General features: G+C 70.6%; 10 protein-coding genes and 3 pseudogenes. 3 read left to right on the top strand and 10 right to left on the bottom strand.

Annotation, left to right across the window (positions count from 1 at the left end):
- Window positions 1-77: 77 nt before the first annotated feature.
- Window positions 78-1268: a PP2C family protein-serine/threonine phosphatase gene (locus tag AC5WRT_RS30545; RefSeq protein ID WP_496097323.1), complete on the bottom strand. Its 1191-nt coding sequence runs from the start codon at window positions 1266-1268 to the stop codon at window positions 78-80.
- 197 nt (window positions 1269-1465) lie between these two features.
- On the opposite strand from AC5WRT_RS30545, the gene AC5WRT_RS30550 reads away from it, so the two are divergent.
- Window positions 1466-1900 (top strand): MarR family winged helix-turn-helix transcriptional regulator, encoded by a 435-nt coding sequence (locus tag AC5WRT_RS30550; protein ID WP_496097322.1) that lies wholly within the window; start codon window positions 1466-1468, stop codon window positions 1898-1900.
- Between the two features lie 366 nt (window positions 1901-2266).
- Here the strand turns inward: AC5WRT_RS30550 and pntB are convergent, their stop codons facing one another.
- The 3 genes from pntB to AC5WRT_RS30565 all read right to left on the bottom strand — a co-directional run bounded on the left by pntB (window position 2267) and on the right by AC5WRT_RS30565 (window position 6744).
- The gene (gene pntB, locus AC5WRT_RS30555; protein ID WP_496097321.1) at window positions 2267-3733 is read right to left on the bottom strand and encodes a Re/Si-specific NAD(P)(+) transhydrogenase subunit beta; all 1467 of its coding nucleotides are present in this window, start codon (window positions 3731-3733) and stop codon (window positions 2267-2269) included.
- 6 nt (window positions 3734-3739) lie between these two features.
- Window positions 3740-5296 (bottom strand): Re/Si-specific NAD(P)(+) transhydrogenase subunit alpha, encoded by a 1557-nt coding sequence (locus AC5WRT_RS30560; protein ID WP_496097320.1) that lies wholly within the window; start codon window positions 5294-5296, stop codon window positions 3740-3742.
- 458 nt (window positions 5297-5754) lie between these two features.
- Window positions 5755-6744, bottom strand: coding sequence for a LysR family transcriptional regulator (locus tag AC5WRT_RS30565; protein WP_496097319.1), 990 nt, complete (start codon window positions 6742-6744; stop codon window positions 5755-5757).
- Window positions 6745-6815: 71 nt separating this feature from the next.
- Here AC5WRT_RS30565 and AC5WRT_RS30570 point away from each other — a divergent pair, with 71 nt between their 5' ends.
- Window positions 6816-7964: a YeiH family protein gene (locus tag AC5WRT_RS30570; RefSeq protein WP_496100804.1), complete on the top strand. Its 1149-nt coding sequence runs from the start codon at window positions 6816-6818 to the stop codon at window positions 7962-7964.
- A gap of 207 nt (window positions 7965-8171) precedes the next feature.
- Here the strand turns inward: AC5WRT_RS30570 and AC5WRT_RS30575 are convergent.
- Window positions 8172-8450, bottom strand: a pseudogene (locus AC5WRT_RS30575) (LytR/AlgR family response regulator transcription factor); the annotation flags it as partial.
- Window positions 8451-8705: 255 nt separating this feature from the next.
- On the opposite strand from AC5WRT_RS30575, the gene glxA reads away from it, so the two are divergent.
- A complete protein-coding gene (gene glxA, locus AC5WRT_RS30580; RefSeq protein ID WP_496097317.1) occupies window positions 8706-10655 on the top strand; it encodes a radical copper oxidase GlxA in 1950 nt (649 codons plus the stop codon).
- Window positions 10656-10676: 21 nt separating this feature from the next.
- On the opposite strand, the pseudogene AC5WRT_RS30585 reads toward glxA, so the two are convergent.
- The 5 genes and pseudogenes from AC5WRT_RS30585 to AC5WRT_RS30605 all read right to left on the bottom strand — a co-directional run.
- Window positions 10677-10901, bottom strand: a pseudogene (locus AC5WRT_RS30585) (AhpC/TSA family protein); the annotation flags it as partial.
- Window positions 10901-11368 (bottom strand): annotated as a pseudogene (locus tag AC5WRT_RS30590) (phosphoketolase family protein); the annotation flags it as partial. The pseudogenes AC5WRT_RS30590 and AC5WRT_RS30585, both read right to left, overlap by 1 nt.
- A 116-nt stretch (window positions 11369-11484) precedes the next feature.
- A complete protein-coding gene (locus AC5WRT_RS30595; protein ID WP_496097316.1) occupies window positions 11485-13896 on the bottom strand; it encodes a plasma-membrane proton-efflux P-type ATPase in 2412 nt (803 codons plus the stop codon).
- A gap of 528 nt (window positions 13897-14424) precedes the next feature.
- Window positions 14425-16056 (bottom strand): multicopper oxidase family protein, encoded by a 1632-nt coding sequence (locus AC5WRT_RS30600; RefSeq protein ID WP_496097315.1) that lies wholly within the window; start codon window positions 16054-16056, stop codon window positions 14425-14427.
- A gap of 890 nt (window positions 16057-16946) precedes the next feature.
- Entirely contained in the window at window positions 16947-17651 is a 705-nt protein-coding gene (locus AC5WRT_RS30605) for a DUF4396 domain-containing protein (protein WP_496097314.1), read from the bottom strand.
- Window positions 17652-17679: the final 28 nt, after the last annotated feature.

Here is a 17679-nt window from a genome sequence, read left to right on the forward strand (position 1 = left end):
CAGGCCACGGAGCAATTATTGCCTTATGGCAAGCGTTGGCGCGGCGATACGAGCCGAACCACACGCGATCGTCACAATCAGCCCGCCGGGACCGGTCCGCCGCCCGGGCCTCTGCCCCGCCAGTCCAGACACACGACCAGGGCGTCGTCGTCGGGCATGGCCTTGCCGCGGTGACCGGTCAGTTCGCGCAGGATGGCGCGCGGCACCTCGGCGGCGGGCAGCAGCCGGGTGGCCTGGACGGCCCGGGCCAGAGCCTTGTCCCCGTACGTCTCACCCTTGGGCGAGGCCACGGCGTGCACGCCGTCGCTGACGAAGACGAGCCGGTCACCGGGCTCGACGTCGAACTCCTGGGCCACGTAGTCGGTCTCCTCGAACATGCCCAGGGGAAGCTGGGCGTCCAGGGTGATGCGCTCCACGGTGCCGTTCCGCAGCCGCAGCATCCGGGGCGAGCCCGCGTCCACGACACCGGCCCGGCCGGTGGCCAGGTCGAAGTCGAACATGAGCACGGACAGGTAGCAGCGTCCCCGGTAGTGCGCGTAGACGGCCTGGTCGGCGAGGGCCGCCTGGTCGGCGATGGAGATGCCGGCGCGCCGTGCGTTGCGCAGGGCGTTGATGGCCAGGTTGGTCAGCAAGGAGGCCTCTATGCCCTCGCCCATGCCGTTGGTGACGTAGAGCATCAGGCGGTCGGCCGTCGCGGACCAGTCGAAGTTGTCGCCGAAGATGGCGTACGCAGGCTCCAGTTGCGCCCCCAGCTCGTACTCGGGGCGGGAGCAGGAGCGGCCGGGCAGCAGCTGCCACTGCATCTCGGCGGCCAGGGTGAGCCGGTCCTTGCGCCGCGCCTGCAGGTACACGTCGGTGTCGCGCTCGGCCACGATCAGCTCGTGCCCCAACACCTCGGCGATCTCGGCCAGCTCGGACTCCGAGCGGCGTGCCGCCTCGCTCCCGGGCAGGGTCACGGACAGCACGCCGAGCCGGTCGCCGCGCACGCTGACCGGCAGATGCAGGCGGGCCCGCCCGTCCCGACCGCCCTCGCAGTACGGCTTCTGCGAGCCGAAGGCCCGGCCGGCCGGGCTGTTGTACACCGACACCGGCTCGAGCGGGCGGGAGGGAACCGACAGGGGCTGAAGCACCGTCAGGCCGTAGTCGGCCATGAACAGCTCGACGTCTTCCGCGCCGTACTGCTCGATCAGTACGGCGCGCACGGCGTCGAGCAACTCGTGGGGGGCCGCCGTGCGCAGAGCGCGCTCGGCGGCGTTGAATCTCTTCACGATGGGAAACACACCAATCTTTCGCCGGACAAGGTACGGACCGCGCTCGCGGGGGCGCGCCCGCTGAGCCGCGTCGGTCGCACCGGGTCGTCCGCGGCCGCGCGTGCGCCTAGTACGCTGACAGCCGCCCCAGTGCCTGCGAGAGTGTGACCGTGACTGCCTTCCGCCGCCGCCCAGAGCCCGAAGAGGTCGCTCGTGTGACCACCAAGGCCGTCGAGCTGCTGGAAGTCGTGTGGGGCCGGGCCTCCACCGCGCCCACCTCAGCGTCCCAGCTGCGGGTGCTGCACATCCTCGAGCACCACGACGGCATCAACCTGCGCACGCTTGCCGAATCCCTGGCCTCGACCCCGCCGTCCACGAGCCGGTTGTGCGACCGGCTCGTGGCGGCCGGGTTCGTCGAGCGGGTGGTGAGTGCGGAGGACCGGCGCGAAGTGCGGCTGCACCTCAGCGGCCGAGGCCGCGCCTTCCTCGCCGACCTGCGCATCCGCAGGGAGCGGGAGCTGCGGAAAGTGCTGGCGGATATGCCCGCCGCCCAGCGGGTCGCGCTGCTGGAGGGGCTCGAGGCGTTCTGCGTCACAGCGGCGACGCAGATACACGAGGACACACCGGGTCCCAGCAGCCAGACCGCCTGAGCCGCCGTTCGCGGCGCCTGAGCCGTCGCCGCCTTTCGGCGACGACGACCAGCGCACGGAGTGGTCTCCGTCCACCGGAGCATTCCAGGTCCTTCCCCGCGCACGGCCGACACGGCCACTCTGTTGCCTCACGGCTATTGTTGTCAAACGGCAACAGTACGCCTGACAGCCCTTACCCGAATCCGGATACCCCGTAACGGCGCGATGTGCGGTGGCTGTGCCGTATGTCTCGGCGGCAATCCGTTCGACGTGGGAACGAGGGCTGGTCGGTCGGCGCCAAGGGGGTTGCACCGAGCGGTTCTGCCGGCCGGCACGGGGTCCTTCCGCGCCGGCCGTGGCGGGAGGCCGGACGAACTCAGGACCGGCTCACCGGCCTGCCGTCGTCGCCTGACGGGCGGCCGGGGCGGCCCCATGGCTGCCGTCGGTGCCGAGCGCGCTCAGGATCTCCTCGACGCTCTGCTTGGCGTCGCCGAAGAGCATGCTGCTGTTCTCGCGGTGGAAGAGCGGGTTCTGCACCCCCGCGTAACCGGAGGCCATCGAGCGTTTGAAGACGACGACCTGCTCCGCTTCCCAGACACGCAGGACCGGCATGCCCGCGATCGGGCTGGCCGGATCCTCGGTGGCGGCCGGGTTGACCGTGTCGTTCGCGCCGATGACCAGCACGACCGAGGTGTCGGCGAAGTCGTCGTTGATCTCGTCCATCTCCAGGACGATGTCGTACGGCACCTTCGCCTCGGCCAGCAGCACGTTCATGTGCCCGGGCAGGCGCCCGGCGACGGGGTGGACGCCGAAGCGGACCTCGATGCCGCGCTCACGCAGCCGGCGCGTCAACTCGGCGACGGGGTGCTGGGCCTGGGCGACGGCCATGCCGTAACCCGGGGTGATGATCACCGAGCGGGCCCGGGCGAGCATCTCGGCCGCCTCCACGGCCCGTACCTCACGGTGCTCGCCCTGCTCCTCCTGACCGCCGGACACCGCCTCGATGCCGAAACCGCCCGCGATGACGGAGACGAAGGACCGGTTCATCGCCTTGCACATGATGTAGGACAGGTAGGCGCCGGAGGAGCCCACCAGCGCGCCCGTGACGATGAGCAGGTTGTTGTCGAGCAGGAACCCGGCCGCGGCCGCCGCCCAGCCCGAGTAGCTGTTCAGCATGGAGACGACGACGGGCATGTCGCCTCCGCCGATCGAGGCGACCAGGTGCCAGCCGAGGGTCAGCGCCAGCACGGTGACCGCGATCATCAGCGGCAGGCTCGGGCTGATCGTGAACCAGACCGTCAGCGCGACGAACGCGCCGAGCGCGCCGAGGTTCAGCGCGTTCTTGCCCGGCAGCACCAGCGGCCGGGACTTGATGCGCGCCGAGAGCTTCAGGAACGCGACGATCGAGCCCGTGAAGGTGACCGCTCCGATGAAGATGCCGATGAACACCTCGGCGTGGTGGATGCCCAGCAGGTCGGCGCCGATCCGGGTCTGCGCCGTGCCGTGCGCCTCCACCTCCAGGTAGCTGTTCCAGCCCACGAGCACCGCGGCAAGGCCGACGAAGCTGTGCAGCACCGCGATCAGTTCCGGCATCTGTGTCATCTCGACGCGGCGGGCCTGCCACAGGCCGATCACCGCGCCGAGCGCCATGGCCAGCACGATCAGGGCGACTGGCCCGGCACTGATGCTCCGCGCCGCCACCACGACCGTGGCGACCAGTGCGAGGACCATGCCGGCGATGCCGTAGACGACGCCGGCGCGGGAGGTGCGGTGCTGGGACAGGCCGGCCAGGCTGAGGATGAACAGCAGTGCGGCGACCAGGTCGGCAGCGTGGGAAGCCGTCAGGGAGGTCATCTGGGCTCAGCCTTTCGAGAACATGGACAGCATGCGGCGGGTGACGGCGAAGCCTCCGAAGATGTTCACACTCGTCAGCAGGATCGCCACGAAGGACAGCACGGTGACGAGCAGGCTCTCGTGCCCGATCTGCAGCAGGGCGCCGATCACGACGATCCCGGAGATCGCGTTGGTCACGGACATCAGCGGGGTGTGCAGCGCATGGTGCACCTTGCCGATGACGTAGTAGCCGATCACCACCGCCAGGGCGAACACGGTGAAGTTTCCCGCGAGTTGGGCGGGAGCGAAGGCCACCAGCAGGAACATGGCGAGCATACCGAGCCCGATCAGGCCGAAGCGCCGCGCAGGTGTCGGCCTCGGCTGCTTCGGCTCGGGCGCGGCGGGTGTGGTCCCGGGCTGCGGGGCGGGCGCGGCCGAGACCGCGACGGGCGGCGGCGGCCAGGTGACGTCGCCGTCCCGCACCACGGTCACGGCCCGCTGCACGACGTCGTCGAAGTCGATCGTCAGCCGCCCGTCCTTGCCGGGAGTGAGCAGTTTCAGCAGATTCACCAGGTTGGTGCCGAACAGCTGTGAGGCCTGGGCCGGCAGCCGGGAGGCCAGATCGGTGTAGCCGATGACGGTGACCCCGTTGTCGGTGACCACCGCACGCCCGGGCACGGTGCCCTCGACATTGCCGCCCTGGGCGGCGGCCATGTCGACGACGACGCTGCCCGGCTTCATGACCGCCACGTCCCGGGCGGTCAGCAGGCGCGGCGCCGGCCGGCCCGGGATCAGCGCGGTGGTGATCACGATGTCCACGTCCGCGGCCTGCTCGTGGTAGAGCTCGGCGGCGGCACGGTCGTAGTCGGCGGAGGTCGCCTTGGCGTAGCCGTCGGCGCTCGTCTCCTGGGCGACGTGCACCGGGAGGTACTCGCCGCCCAACGACTTCACCTGGTCGGCGACCTCGGGCCGCGGGTCGGTGGCCCGCACGATCGCACCGAGGCTGGAGGCGGCCCCGATCGCCGCCAGACCGGCCACACCCGCGCCGGCGACGAGTACCTTCGCCGGTGGCACCTTGCCCGCCGCGGTGACCTGGCCGGTGAAGAACCGGCCGAAGACATGGGCGGCCTCGATCACCGCGCGGTACCCGGCGATGTTCGCCATCGACGACAGCACGTCCATGGGCTGGGCACGGGAGATGCGCGGCACCGCGTCCAGGGCCAGAGCGGTCACCCCGGCATCGGCGAGTGCCCGGAGCAGTTCGGGCCTTTGCGCCGGCGCCAGCAGGGCGAGCACGGTCGTACCCTGCCGCAGCCGGGCGATCTCCGCGTCGGAGGGAGGGTTCACCTTGAGGACGACATCCGTGTCCCAGGCCTCGCCGATCTCGGCGCCGATGTCGAGGTAGGCCTGGTCACTGAAGCCGGACGCCGCTCCGGCCTCGGGATCCACCACGACCTCGTAGCCGAGGGCCAGCAGCTGACGCACGGTCGCCGGCGTCGCCGCGACCCGCGTCTCACCGGAAACGGACTCGGCCACCACGCCGATGCGCTGGGGTGAGTGGTGCGCAGGTTCCTGTGCAGACATGTGTCGTGTTCTCTCCTGGGAGGAGGGGTTGACGGGCCATCCGCGATCACAAGGCGCCCACCGGGGTCGTCCCCGTGGACGCCGGCCGTGGGAACCTACCCGTCAGGAACGCCCGTGCCTACGGGCATGATGGTGGTGTATTTCACTCGGCGGTCGGTGTGCCGCGGTTCGCCCGCGGCGTGTCCGAACGCAGAAGAGCAGGGTTCGGCTTCTCTACGGATTCTTGCCGCGGTCCGCAGCTGGTGCCTGGCGGCCTGTGTCTCCGCAGGTCAGGGATCGGCTGGGAGCGGGGACGGGGTACGCCTGGTGGGGCGGAGGAGCGCACGGGTGGCCCGGCTCGCCTTCGGCGACGCGCCGTGCCGGGGATCGCTCCCGCGCAAGGCGCGCCGAGCCCCGGTGCCGTCGAGTGCCGGCCCGGCCGACCGCGTGGCGGCCCCCGGGCCGCCGGGTGCCCCTCCCTATGGGTGAGCCGTTCGCCCGCGGGTGAACGCCCGGCGGGCCACCGCGACCAGTTCCGCCGCAGGGCCCACCAGGCGCCGCCCGGTCGGCCAGACCGCGCGCAGGTCGCGCGTGAGGTCGACGCCCGCGACGTCGACACCGATGAGCCGGCCCTCGGTGATGTCCCCGCGCACCGCCAGCTCGCTCAGGACGGACGGCCCGGTACCGGCGATCACCGCGCCGCGTACGGCGGCCGTCGAGCCGAGTTCCACCAGGGGCCGGACGCGTTCGCAGCCGGCCAGGTGCAGGGCGCGGTCCAGGGTCTGCCGCGTGCCCGAGCCGCTCTCCCGCAGGACCAGCGGCGCGTGCGACAGTTCCCGCGCCGACAGCGGCTCGCGCCGCCGCGCCCAGGGGTGAGCGGGGTCGACCACGACGACGAGCCGGTCCTCGGCCACCTGCCGCGTGGACATCACCCGGGACAGCCGCGGCCCCTCGATGAACCCGATGTCGGCCTCGCCCGACTCGACCAGCCCGGGCACGTGCTCGCTGTTGGTCACCTGCAGGCCGATGTAGAGCTCCGGCCGGCGAGCGCGCAGCTCGCTGATCCAGCCGGGCAGCAGGTACTCCGCGATGGTCAGGCTCGCCGCGACGCGCAGTTCGGCCTCCCGCCGGTCACGCAACTTGTGGGCTCCGGCGAGCAGCTCGTCCAGTTCGCCCAGGACCCGCCGGGCGTGTCCGGCGACGACCTGTCCGGCCATGGTCAGCCGGGAGCCGCGGCGGGTCCGGTCGACCAGCACCAGCCCCAGCGCGCGTTCCAGTGTGGACAGCCGGCGACTGGCGGACGGCTGGGAGATCCGCAGCCGCTCGGCCGCCCGGCCGAGACTGCCCAGGTCGGCCACGAGGACGAGGAGCCGCAACGACTCCAGGTCGGGCGTGCGCAGGGGGAGGGCGACGGTGCGGGGGTCCGGCGCCACGGAGTCGGTCACAGCGACAGCGTATGAGATCGTCATACGTCTTCGCTATGACCTGTTGCTTGATCGGGGGCTACAGGGCGAGCACGGGGCGGACCACAGTGGTGATCATGAAGGACGTCAGCCCCTCCCGGCCGGGGACCGCACCCCCGCCCCGCCCCGCCGCCCCGCGCAGGCCCGGCCCCGCGCTCACCGTGCCGTGCCCCGGCCCCGCCTCCCGGCTGACCGGCCCCGCGGCCCGGCTGCCCGGACTGGCCCTGTCCGTCGGTGTCGCCCTCGTCGCGACGGTGCTGGGCCGGCTGGTCCCGGTCGTCGGCGGGCCGGTCAGCGGGATCGTGCTCGGGGTACTGGTGGCGCTCGCGGTGCGGCCCGGGGACCGGATGCTGCCCGGCATCGCCTTCGCCGGACGCGGAGTGCTCCAAGCCGCAGTGGTGGTCCTCGGCGCGCAACTGTCCCTGGGCCAGGTGCTGCGGGTCGGTGTCGGCTCCCTGCCGGTGATGATCGTGACCCTGGCGGTCTGCCTGGCGGCGGCGTACGGGATCGGACGCCGCCTGGGTGTCGCCCGCGATCTGCGCACGCTGATCGGTGTGGGGACCGGCATCTGCGGCGCCTCCGCCATCGCCGCGGTCACCCCGGTGATCGGCGCGGCCGAGGCGGAGGTGGCCTATGCCGTCTCCACGATCTTCGTCTTCAACGTCGCCGCGGTGCTGACCTTCCCCGTGCTCGGGCATCTGCTGGGCCTGGGGCAGCACGCCTTCGGCCTGTTCGCCGGCACCGCGGTCAACGACATGTCGTCGGTGGTCGCCGCCGCCACCACCTATGGCGGCCCGGCGGCCGACTACGCGGTGGTGGTCAAGCTGGCCCGCACGCTGCTGATCATCCCGGTCTGCCTGGGCCTCGCCGCCCTCGCCCGTCGTCGCGCCCGGGCGACTCAGGTACCGGCCGGTGCCGGTGCGGCGGTCTCCGGGCGGGGCTCCTCCGACCGGGTGCGCATCGGCCGGCTGGTGCCGTGGTTCCTCACCGGCTTCCTCGTCCTGGCGGCCGCGAACACCGCCGGTCTCGTACCGTCCGACGCCCACGGCCCGCTCAGCACGTTCGCCCTCTTCCTGATCACCGTCGCCCTGTCCGCGATCGGCCTGTCCACGCAGCCCTCCAGGCTGCGCCGGACCGGTCCCGCACCCCTGCTGCTCGGGGGCTGCCTGTGGCTGGTCGTGTCCGGGACCAGTCTGGCCCTTCAGTTCCTGGCCCGGTGCCTGTGACCGTGCGGCCGAGCGCGGCGGAGGCACCGGAACCACGGCCCTGGCCTGCGCCACCTCGCCGAGTTCGGGTGCGACGACGCGGCGGGCGAACGGGGCCTCTCCCCTGCCGGGGACCACCTCGCCCCGGGCACCCACGGCCACGGCGTGACCCTGCGGTGTGGGGTCCCTGGTGTCCGCCCCGGGCGGCGTCGGTGGCTACGGCCGCGCGAGGCGGAGTTCCTCGATGCGGCCGAGGGCGACGAGCCGGCTGCGGTGGATGCGTACGAGCCCGCGGGCGCGCCACTGTTCCTCCGGGGTGGACAGCGGGACGCGCACCAGGTGGCTGCCGTGCGGGGTGTGCAGGCGCGCGTAGTCGCCCTGGGCCTCGACATGGGTGATGTCGGCGACGGGTACGAACCGGGTCACCCCGGCCAGTTCGACGGGGACCTGGTCGCCGAAGGCGGGTGCGGGGGTGGTCGCGGGCAGGGCGGCCGGCCGGGGCCCCTGTCCGGCCCGGACGAGTTGCGAGCGGCGACTGCTGGCGGAGCATCTCCCGGCGCCGGCGGACGGGCGCGCGCTGGACCTCGGCTGCGGGCTGGGTCACGTGAAGCGGCTGAGCCCCAAGTGGTGGCGTTGTCACACCTGTTACATCACTTTGGGAGCTTCTTTGCATAATGCAAAATAGGATGGCGTTTTGTCGCGTGGCTGCCCGCCCGGGCAGCCATGGACCGCTGCTGCACGCATTCCGGGGGGGATGTGGGAATGAGTAATCTCGGCATCGGCACGCGCCGTCGTGCCCGTCGTCTCGCGGTCGGCACCGTGGTGGTGCTCGCGCTGGCCGGACTGAACGGGCCGTGGCTGTACCGCTTCGGGAGCCAGAAGTACCACGAATACGAGATCAACAGACCACAGTACAAGGCCGAGAACGGGCACTGGGACATCCTCGACGTGCCGAAGGAGTTCCGGCAGAACACCATCCACGGGGCACTGTTGCAGACCGGCAAGGTGCTGCTGGTCGCCGGGTCCGGCAACAACATCCAGAACTTCGACGCGAAGAACTTCCGCTCCTTGGTGTGGGACCCGGTCAAGAACACGTACCACGAGATCGCGACGCCGAGCGACCTGTTCTGCACCGGACACATCCATCTGGCCAACGGCAACCTGCTATTCGCGGGTGGCACCAAGCGGTACGAGAAGCTCAAGGGCGACGTCACCAAGGCCGGCGGGCTGATGGTCGTGCACAACGAGGACCCGGACAAGTCCGTCACCCTGCCGGCCGGCACCCGGTTCACCGGCAAGCAGAACCACAAGACCTTCGTCTCCAAGGACCCCGTCACCGTCGCGCCGGCCAAGAAGATCTTCGACAAGAAGACCGGGAAATTCCTGCACACCGAAGGCAGCATGGGCCGCATCTACGTCGAGGCGCAGAAGAGCGGCGCCCGGTACGAGACCGGCGCCCAGGAGAACTACCGGGTCGAGGGCCTGACCGGTTCGGACACCCACAACGTGTACGGCATCGCCAACAAACTCGGCCTGGACAAGAAGGACTTCCAGGGAATCCGCCAGGCGTACGAGTTCGACCCCTACACGGAGAAGTTCACCAAGGTCGCCTCGATGAACGAGGCCCGCTGGTACCCGACCCTGACCCGGCTCGCCGACGGCCGGGTGCTGGCCCTGTCCGGCCTGGACGACGTCGGCCAGGTGGTGCCGGGCAAGAGCGAGATCTACGACCCGAAGACCAAGACCTGGCACTACAGCGGGAAGATCCGCCAGTTCCCCACCTACCCGGCGGTCTTCCAGCTGCCGGACGGCACGTTCTTCTACTCCGGCTCCAACGCTGGCTACGGGCCCGGCAGCGTCGGCCGCGACCCGGGCATCTGGCAGTTCGACACGAACAAGTTCACCAAGCTGCCCGGCCTGGATGACGCGAACCTCATGGAGACCTCCGGCACCGTCATGCTGCCGCCCGCCCAAGACGAGAAGTTCATGGTGGTCGGCGGCGGAGGTATCGGAGAGTCGCCCAAGTCGTCGAAGAAGACCCGTCTCATCGACCTGAAGACGAACAGCCCGCACTTTGTGGACGGTCCCGCGCTGGCGGAGGGTACCCGCTACCCGGAACTGTCGATCCTGCCGGACGACACCGTGCTGATCACCGGTGGCTCCCAGGACTACCGCGGCCCGGCCGCCGAGAACATCTACCAGGCGCGCATCTACGACGCCAGGACCGGGAAGATGCGCCGGGTCGCCGACCCCGAGGTGGGCCGCAATTACCACTCGGGCTCGATCCTGCTGCCCGACGGCCGCGTCCTCACCTTCGGCGGCGACTCGCTGTTCGCCGACAAGGCCAAGACCAGGCCCGGCGCGTTCGAGCAACGCCTGGAGATCTACACCCCGCCCTACCTCTACCGGGATTCACGGCCCTCCCTGACCGGCGGCCCCAGCACTGTCGACCTCGGCGCGACCGCGACCTTCCGCACCAGCTACGCCTCCGTGATCAAGACGGCCCGGCTCATCCACCCCAGCTCCACCACCCACGTCACCGACGTCGAACAACGCTCCATCGCCCTGGAGTTGAAGAAGACCAAGGACGGTACGGGCATCCAGGTCACGATCCCGAACAACCGCAACCTGGTCCCAGCCGGCTGGTACATGCTCTTCGTGACCGACGACCAGGGCACACCCTCCAAGGCACTGTGGGTCCGGGTGCCGTAGGGCGGGTCGGCATCAGGAGGTTCAGCCGGCTGCGTCGCGGGCGGCGACGATGTCGGCGGGTTCGGCGCGGGTGGTGTAGTCGGTGGTGACGAAAACCCAGCGGATCACGCCGTCACGGTGGATGACGTAGGTCGCGGGCAGCGGCAGGGTGCGCGGGTGACCGCCGTTGACGCGCTGGAGGTCGAAGCCGAGCTTGCCGTAGACGGCGGCGAGGTCATCGGGCAGGTCGAGGGCGAGGCCGTGCTGGCCACCAGCAGCCCGGGGTTGTCCAGCGCGGCGCCGTAGGCGTGGGCGAGGGAGTAGCCGAGTTCCCCGCCCTCGTGGATCGAGCCGGGCGTCTGGGGCGCGACATGGCTGGGCACCCCGCCGGGGGAGGAGAACTGACGGAACAGCCGGGCCATGCCGGCCGCGTCGCGGGTGATGTCCGGATACTCCTGGGTATAGCTGCCGTCCAGCCAGGAGTCGGCCAGCACGGCCGGGCCGCCGTGCCCGGGCCCCCAGACACACATCGCGTCCAGGCCGTGCGTGCGGATCAGCCGGTCGAGGTGGGTGTGGACCAGGTTCAGGCCGGGCGAGGTGCCCCGGTGCCCCAGCAGTCGGGGCTTGACGTGCTCCGGGAGCAGCGGCTCGGACAACAGCGGGTTCGCCATCGGGTAGATCTGGCCCACGGCCAGGTAGTTCGCCGCGCGCCAGTGAGCGTCCGGGGCGGCGATTTCCTCTTCGTCAGGCTGCCGGGTGCACTGGTCGGGACGTCACGCATGGGGTTTTCCACCTCCTGAACAGTGGGCCATCCGGTGTCGGCCGGCCCGGCTGCGGCGGACGGGGATGATCAGATGCTGACGGCTTTCGCCGCCTTGCCGTGCTGTTCCAGGACGCGGTAGGCCATCAGCTTGACCGGGTCCAGCAGCAGGAACTCGACGATGGCCCAGCCCCAGGCGAGGCCCACCAGACTCCAGCCGATGGGCTGCATCAGGAAGCCGGTCAGGGCGATCACGGTGGCGAGGATCTGGGTGCCGATCACGGCCGTGAGCAGGACCCAGGACGGCCGGTGGGACCAGAACGGGCCGCGGGTGCGGGCCAGGAAGACCGTGAGGTGCCCGCTGACGGACAGTTTGAGATAGACCAGGGTCCGTACGTCGACGTCCGCGAGTCCGAGCGGCAGGTGCGTCACCCACACCAGCACGAACGTCGAGACGAGGCCGAACAGGCCCAGGACGGCGGCGATCGCCATCACCTCGGTCAGGTCCCAGCGTTCCGGCCGGGAGGAGGGCCGTACCCGGTCGTAGGCGATGGACAGGATGGCGGCGTCGTTGAGGATGGCCAGGAGGACCACCTGGATCGGCGTGACGGGGAAGAACGCGAACACCACGATCGTGGCGGTGACGAAGAGCACCACGCGGATGGTCTCGGTGATCCGGTAGATCGCGTAGTTCTTCATCCGCCGGAACACCTCGCGGGACCGGTGGACGGCCTCGATGATCGTCGACAGGCCGGGGGCCAGGAAGACGATGTCGGAGGCCGCGCGGGCCGCGTCGGTGGCGCCGCAGACCGCGATCCCCGCATCCGCGCGGTGCAGGGCCGGGGCGTCGTTCACCCCGTCACCGGTCATGCCGACGATGTGGCCGTGCTCCTGCAGGGCCTTCACGATGCGGTACTTGTCCTCGGGCACCACCTGGGCGAACCCGTCGGCCGCCTCCACGGTGCGCGCGAGGTCTTCGCCCTCGAGCCGTTCGATCCGCTTCGCGTCCAGGACACTGGTGCCCAGGCCCACCCGGCCGCAGATCTCCCGGGCGATCTCCACCCGGTCACCGGTCACCATCCTGACCTGCACGCCCAGCCGTCCGGCCTCCTCCAGCGTCGCGCGGGAGTCCTCCCGCGGCGGATCCTGCAGCCCCAGCATCCCGGTCACCCGCCACCCGCCGCCGTCGGCGCAGGCAACAGCCATGGCGCGGAAACCCCGGCTCGCGAAGCCTCGTGTCACCTCCTCCACGCGCTGCGCGACCGAGCTGCCGGCCTGCGCGAGGCCGAGGACGGCCTGCACCGCCCCCTTCGCCACGACACGTTCTGTTCCGGGGCCTCGCACCTCGGCCCGGGCGAACTTGCGGGCGGAGTCGAACGGCGTGAAGTCGGTGACCTCCCACCCCTCCAGCCGGTCGGCACCGCACGCCTGGAGTATCGCCTCGTCGATCGGGTCACCACCACCCGCCTCCGCGGTGAGGGATGCCTGCAGGAGCACCTGTCCCTCGTCCATTCCGTCCTCGAGGACGACGACGTCGGCGACCGCCAGCTCGTTGCGTGTGATCGTGCCGGTCTTGTCGGCGCACAGCACATCCACCCCGGCCATCTCCTCCACCGCCGGCAGATGGCTGACCACGGCCTCCCGTTTGGCCAGGTACCGGGCTCCGACGGCCATGGTCACCGACAGCACCGCCGGCAGCGCGACCGGAATCGAGGCGATGACCACCACCAGCGCGAACTCCAGCGTCCGGGTCACACCACTCCCCCGCAGCAGCGACAGCACGACGATCACAGCGACCAGGCCGAGCGCGAGCAGACTCAGGTACTTTCCGATGTCGATGACCGCGCGCTGGAAGTGACTCACCGGTGCCGCCCGCCCCGTCAGCTGAGCGGTGCGGCCGAACTCCGTGTCCGCGCCCGTGGCCAGCACGCGCACCAACGGCCCGCCCCGCGACACCGCCGACCCGGAGTACATGCCGTCGCCGGGGTTCTTGGCCACCGGCAGCGATTCCCCGGTCAGTGCCGACTCGTCCGCCTCGCCCTCGCCCTCGACCACCGTCCCGTCCGCAGGCACCACCTCCCCGCGGCCGATACGCACCAGATCTCCCGGCACCAGCTCGGAGGCCGGCACCGTCGTCCACTCCCCGTCCCGCTTGACCTGCGCCACCTTCGCCAGCCGCTCCTTGAGCGCCGCGATCGCGTTCTGCGCCTGGTGTTCCTCCCAGAACCCCACGAGGCCGTTGAGGAGCAGCAAGGCCAGGATGATCGCGAAATCCGCCCACCGGCTGGTCACCGCCGTCAGCGCCAGGGCTGCCTCGATCATCCACGGGATCGGGCCCCAGAAATGCGACAAGAACTCCAGGAGGACACTGCGTTTCTCCTCCTCGATGGCATTGGGCCCGTAACGCTCCCGCCGTGCGGCCGCCTGCGCGGAATCCAGCCCCGCATCGGCGCCCCTGCGCGCGTCCGCCCGCCGGTCCTCCTCGGTGCGCTGATCACGCACCGTCTGTCCACCAGACCCGTGCCCGTGCGTGACGGCGCGCTCGCTGCCCCCAGCCGCGGAACCAGGCACCCGTGCAACCTCCCGTCCCCGGGTCCTCTCCGGTCCGACGGCAGGCCCGGCCCTCGGTGGCGACCCGCCGAGTCGCTGTCCGCGCCGTCCAGCGCGTCGTATCGAGGCCCGCAGGCATGGCACCGGTCGAAGTCCCGACGGGCCGAGCCCACACTCAGACGACCCTCCAGCGCGGTCTACTGCCAGGTAACGCCCGCCGACACGAGATCGCAACCGGCCGGTCCGGACAAGCCGGGAGGCCGCGCCGAAAATGCGGCGATCGCTCGCCGGCGCCGGCGGCCCGCGTCTGCCCCGCGGCCCTCGCGCACCGCGAGGGCCTCCGCCACCGGGTATCGAGCCTGCCTTGCGCCGGCGAGTGGATCAAACCCGTCGGCTCTCCCACTCCTGCGGCGCTGGACGCCGGTCGGCTCGGGGTCGGCAGGAGACGTCTCCTCCCGGCCCCGAGCACCGATGAAGACGTCAGGCCCGGTAAGCCACAAGCGCCATCATTCCGGCCTCACCGTGGTAGGCGTTGTGGCAGTGCAGCATCCACCGACCCGGATTGTCGGCGTCGAAGAACACCGACACCGTCTTCTTCGGCAGCACGATCGTGGTGTCCTTGCGCGGGCCACTGCTGCCGAGCTGGAAGGTGTGCCCGTGCAGGTGCATCGGGTGCCACATGGTGGTGGTGTTGACGAAGTCCAGCCGTACCCGCTGGCCCTCCTCGACCGTGATCGGGTGCGCGGCCGGGTCGTTCATGTCGAACCGCCTGCCGTTGATGGCCCAGTCGTACGACATCATGTCGCCGCTCAGCTCGATGCGGTGGACCCGGTCGGCCTTCTGCGCCTGCAGCCGTACGTCGTCCGCCGCCCGGAGCTGCGACGCGGTAAGGATCTCGCCGTCGAGCTCCTTCGGGCGGACGTTCGCCCCGGGACCGGCCCCGGAACTGGTCCGGACCACGGCCATCCCGGTGGCGTTCTTGCCCTCCGCGAGTGCGACCAGGGGAAACGCGCCGTCGTCCAGGGTGACCAGGACGTCGTAGCGTTCCCCCATGCCGATCAGCAGGGCGTCGACCTGCTGATGCACGACGGGGAAGCCGTCCGTGTGGGTGATGGTGAGCTTGTGGCCGCCGAGGGCGACGCGGTACGCGGTGTCGCTTCCCGCGTTGATCAGACGCAGCCGGACCCGCCTGCCCGGCTTGCTCCCAAAGACCTGCGGATCCGCCGGAACGCGCCCGTTGACCAGGTGGTACGGGTACTTCACGTCGCCGGCGTCCCCGCCGAGCAGCGGGCTCTCGGCGCCCATCAGCATGAATCCGCCCGACATGCCGCCGCCCGAGGGCGAGGCCGACGGGGACCTGCTCATCCCGCCCGTCCCACCACTCATGTCCATGCCGCCCATGGTTCCCATGTCATGGCTGCTGTTGTCCGAGGGGCCGGATGCGCTGGTGGAGTCGCCGCCGTGCATGCCGCCCATGCCCTGCTTCAGCTCGCTGTAGACCTCGTCCGGGGTGCCGGTGACGCCGTCGAGCCAGTCGTCGAGGACGACGACCCACTCCTCGTCGTACGGCAGCGGTTCCTCGGGGTCCTCCACGATCAGCGGCGCGTACAGGCCCCGGTCGAGCTGCACCCCGACGTGCGGGTGGAAGAAGTACGTGCCCGGGGTGTCCGTGAGGAACCGGTAGGTGAAGTTCTTCCCGGCCTTCACGGCGGCCTGGGTGATGGGCGGGACGCCGTCCATGTCGTTGCGCAGAGCGATGCCGTGCCAGTGGATGGATGTGGTGGTCCGGTCGGGAAGCTGGTTGGACAGGGTCGCCGCCAGCGTGTCCCCGGCCGAGACGCGCAGGACCTTGCCGGGAGTCTCCCCGCCGAAGGCCCACGTCTTGGCCATGATGCCGGCGCCCAGCTCCACCATGGCCCCAGCGGCGATCAGGGTTGTTTCGTGTGTCCTGCCGGTGCTGGTGCGCCTCTTGTCCGCCGCGGCGACCGCCGAGCCGGACGGGCCGAGCAGGGCGGGCGTGCTGCCGGAGCTGTTGCTGCAGGCTGCGAGCGCGCCCGTACCGGCGATGCCGAGCCCGGCCAGCAGCACGGATCGGCGGTTGATGCTGTTCACAATGGTCCTCTTCCAGGATCGCTTCAGTGTGGTCGCGTGAGGAGGCGGCAGCGCGGTACCGGGACGTGCGCAGCCGCGGTCGCGCTCTACACCAGCAATCGGGAGAGGACTGAGAGATCAGGCGGTGCTCGGCCTACCGTTCCCGGGACGGTCCGTCCGGTGATCGCAGGGTGGTATGCGGTCGTGGCGCGGTCGACGGAGGTCTTGACCGGAGGCGCCGGCTTACTCGTGTCGACACTCGCTGTGGAGCAGTGCTGTCCCGCCATGCCCGAGCAGGCTCCCTCATTGTCGACGGCCGACGGGATCGCAGCCCGGGACGCCGAGGCAGGCCCCTGGGGACGGGCGGACGCCGGCACAATCAAGCCCTGGCCCGTGCCCATCGCTTGCACCGTCCGGGGGGACGGCACGTGGCTCACGGCCGATGTCATGTCGTGATGGACGAGGACGGCGAGCGCGGCGACCAGCGCGACGACAACGGCACGCGTCCAGCCGAGGACGGCGCGCGAAGCGCTGCCTTGCCGGTGGTCAGATGCCGCCATGGTGTCCATCCGCACTGGGGAACGATCAGCCGACAATATACCCCTAGGGGGTAAAGCCAGTGCCGGCCCTGCACCGGAGTGTTGGGCCATGAGCGCCACAATCATAGAGTCGCGACGTCGGGTACCGGATGGAAACTGCCTGTGCCCGGGCGGGTTTCAGCCGACGGGGTCGGTTCGGGCGGCTGGGGGATGGACCAGCCTGCGTGGGCCGGACATGTGGTCCGGATGGCTGCCGCGAGGCCGCCACCGTCGAGGCGCCGACGATGGGGACGACATCGGCGGCTGCGGGTTGCCGGCGCTCTCCGGACCCTGGTCGCTGCGGCCGCGGGTCCGGGGTGGCGCCGGGCCTGGTCACATCTTCTCCTTCCAGCCGACCCGGATCAGCCAGGCGTTGACCGGCATGGCGGTGAAGAATCCGAGGATCATCGCCAGCTGCATCATCATCCAGTAGGTGGCGGTGGTCTTCGGCAGGCCCGGGGCGAAGATGACCTCCTGGTAGATCCACATGCCGAGGAACAGGCCCATCTGGAAGGCGAGGATGGACAGGGTGTCGGCCTTGACCGCCGCCCAGATGCCCTTGATCCTGCCGACGTCGCGCATCGGGACGATGGTGAAGTACTGGAAGACGATGCCGAGCACCCAGGCGAAGGCGAAGTCCAGCGGGAAGTCCGCGTACAGTGCCTTTCCGCCGATGGTCAGGGCGAACGAGTAGACGAGCCACTCGGCGCCGATGTCACCGAGTGTGCATCCGGCACCGCAGTGGCTGACTGCTTTCGACAGCACGTTCCACTGCGGCAGCTCGTCGGGGTCCTGCATCCCGTTCTGCTCGATGACCGGTTTGGACTTGCGCCGGCCGTGGACGAAGTAGAACCACAGCGTGACCGGGCCCCAGTACAGGGCGGTGATCGGGTACACGAGATTCATGATCCACATCTTCTGGCGGTAGCCGAGGACGAAGACGTCGATCAGGATGACCAGCGCGCCGGCGAAGGCCACGGACAGGCTGAACCACCCGATCGCCTCGATCCAGCCCGCCGGACAACTATGGGGTTCCATACACTCACCTAGTGGGCCGTTTGCTGTT

It is taken from the genome of Streptomyces sp. NTD91 (assembly GCF_059510455.1).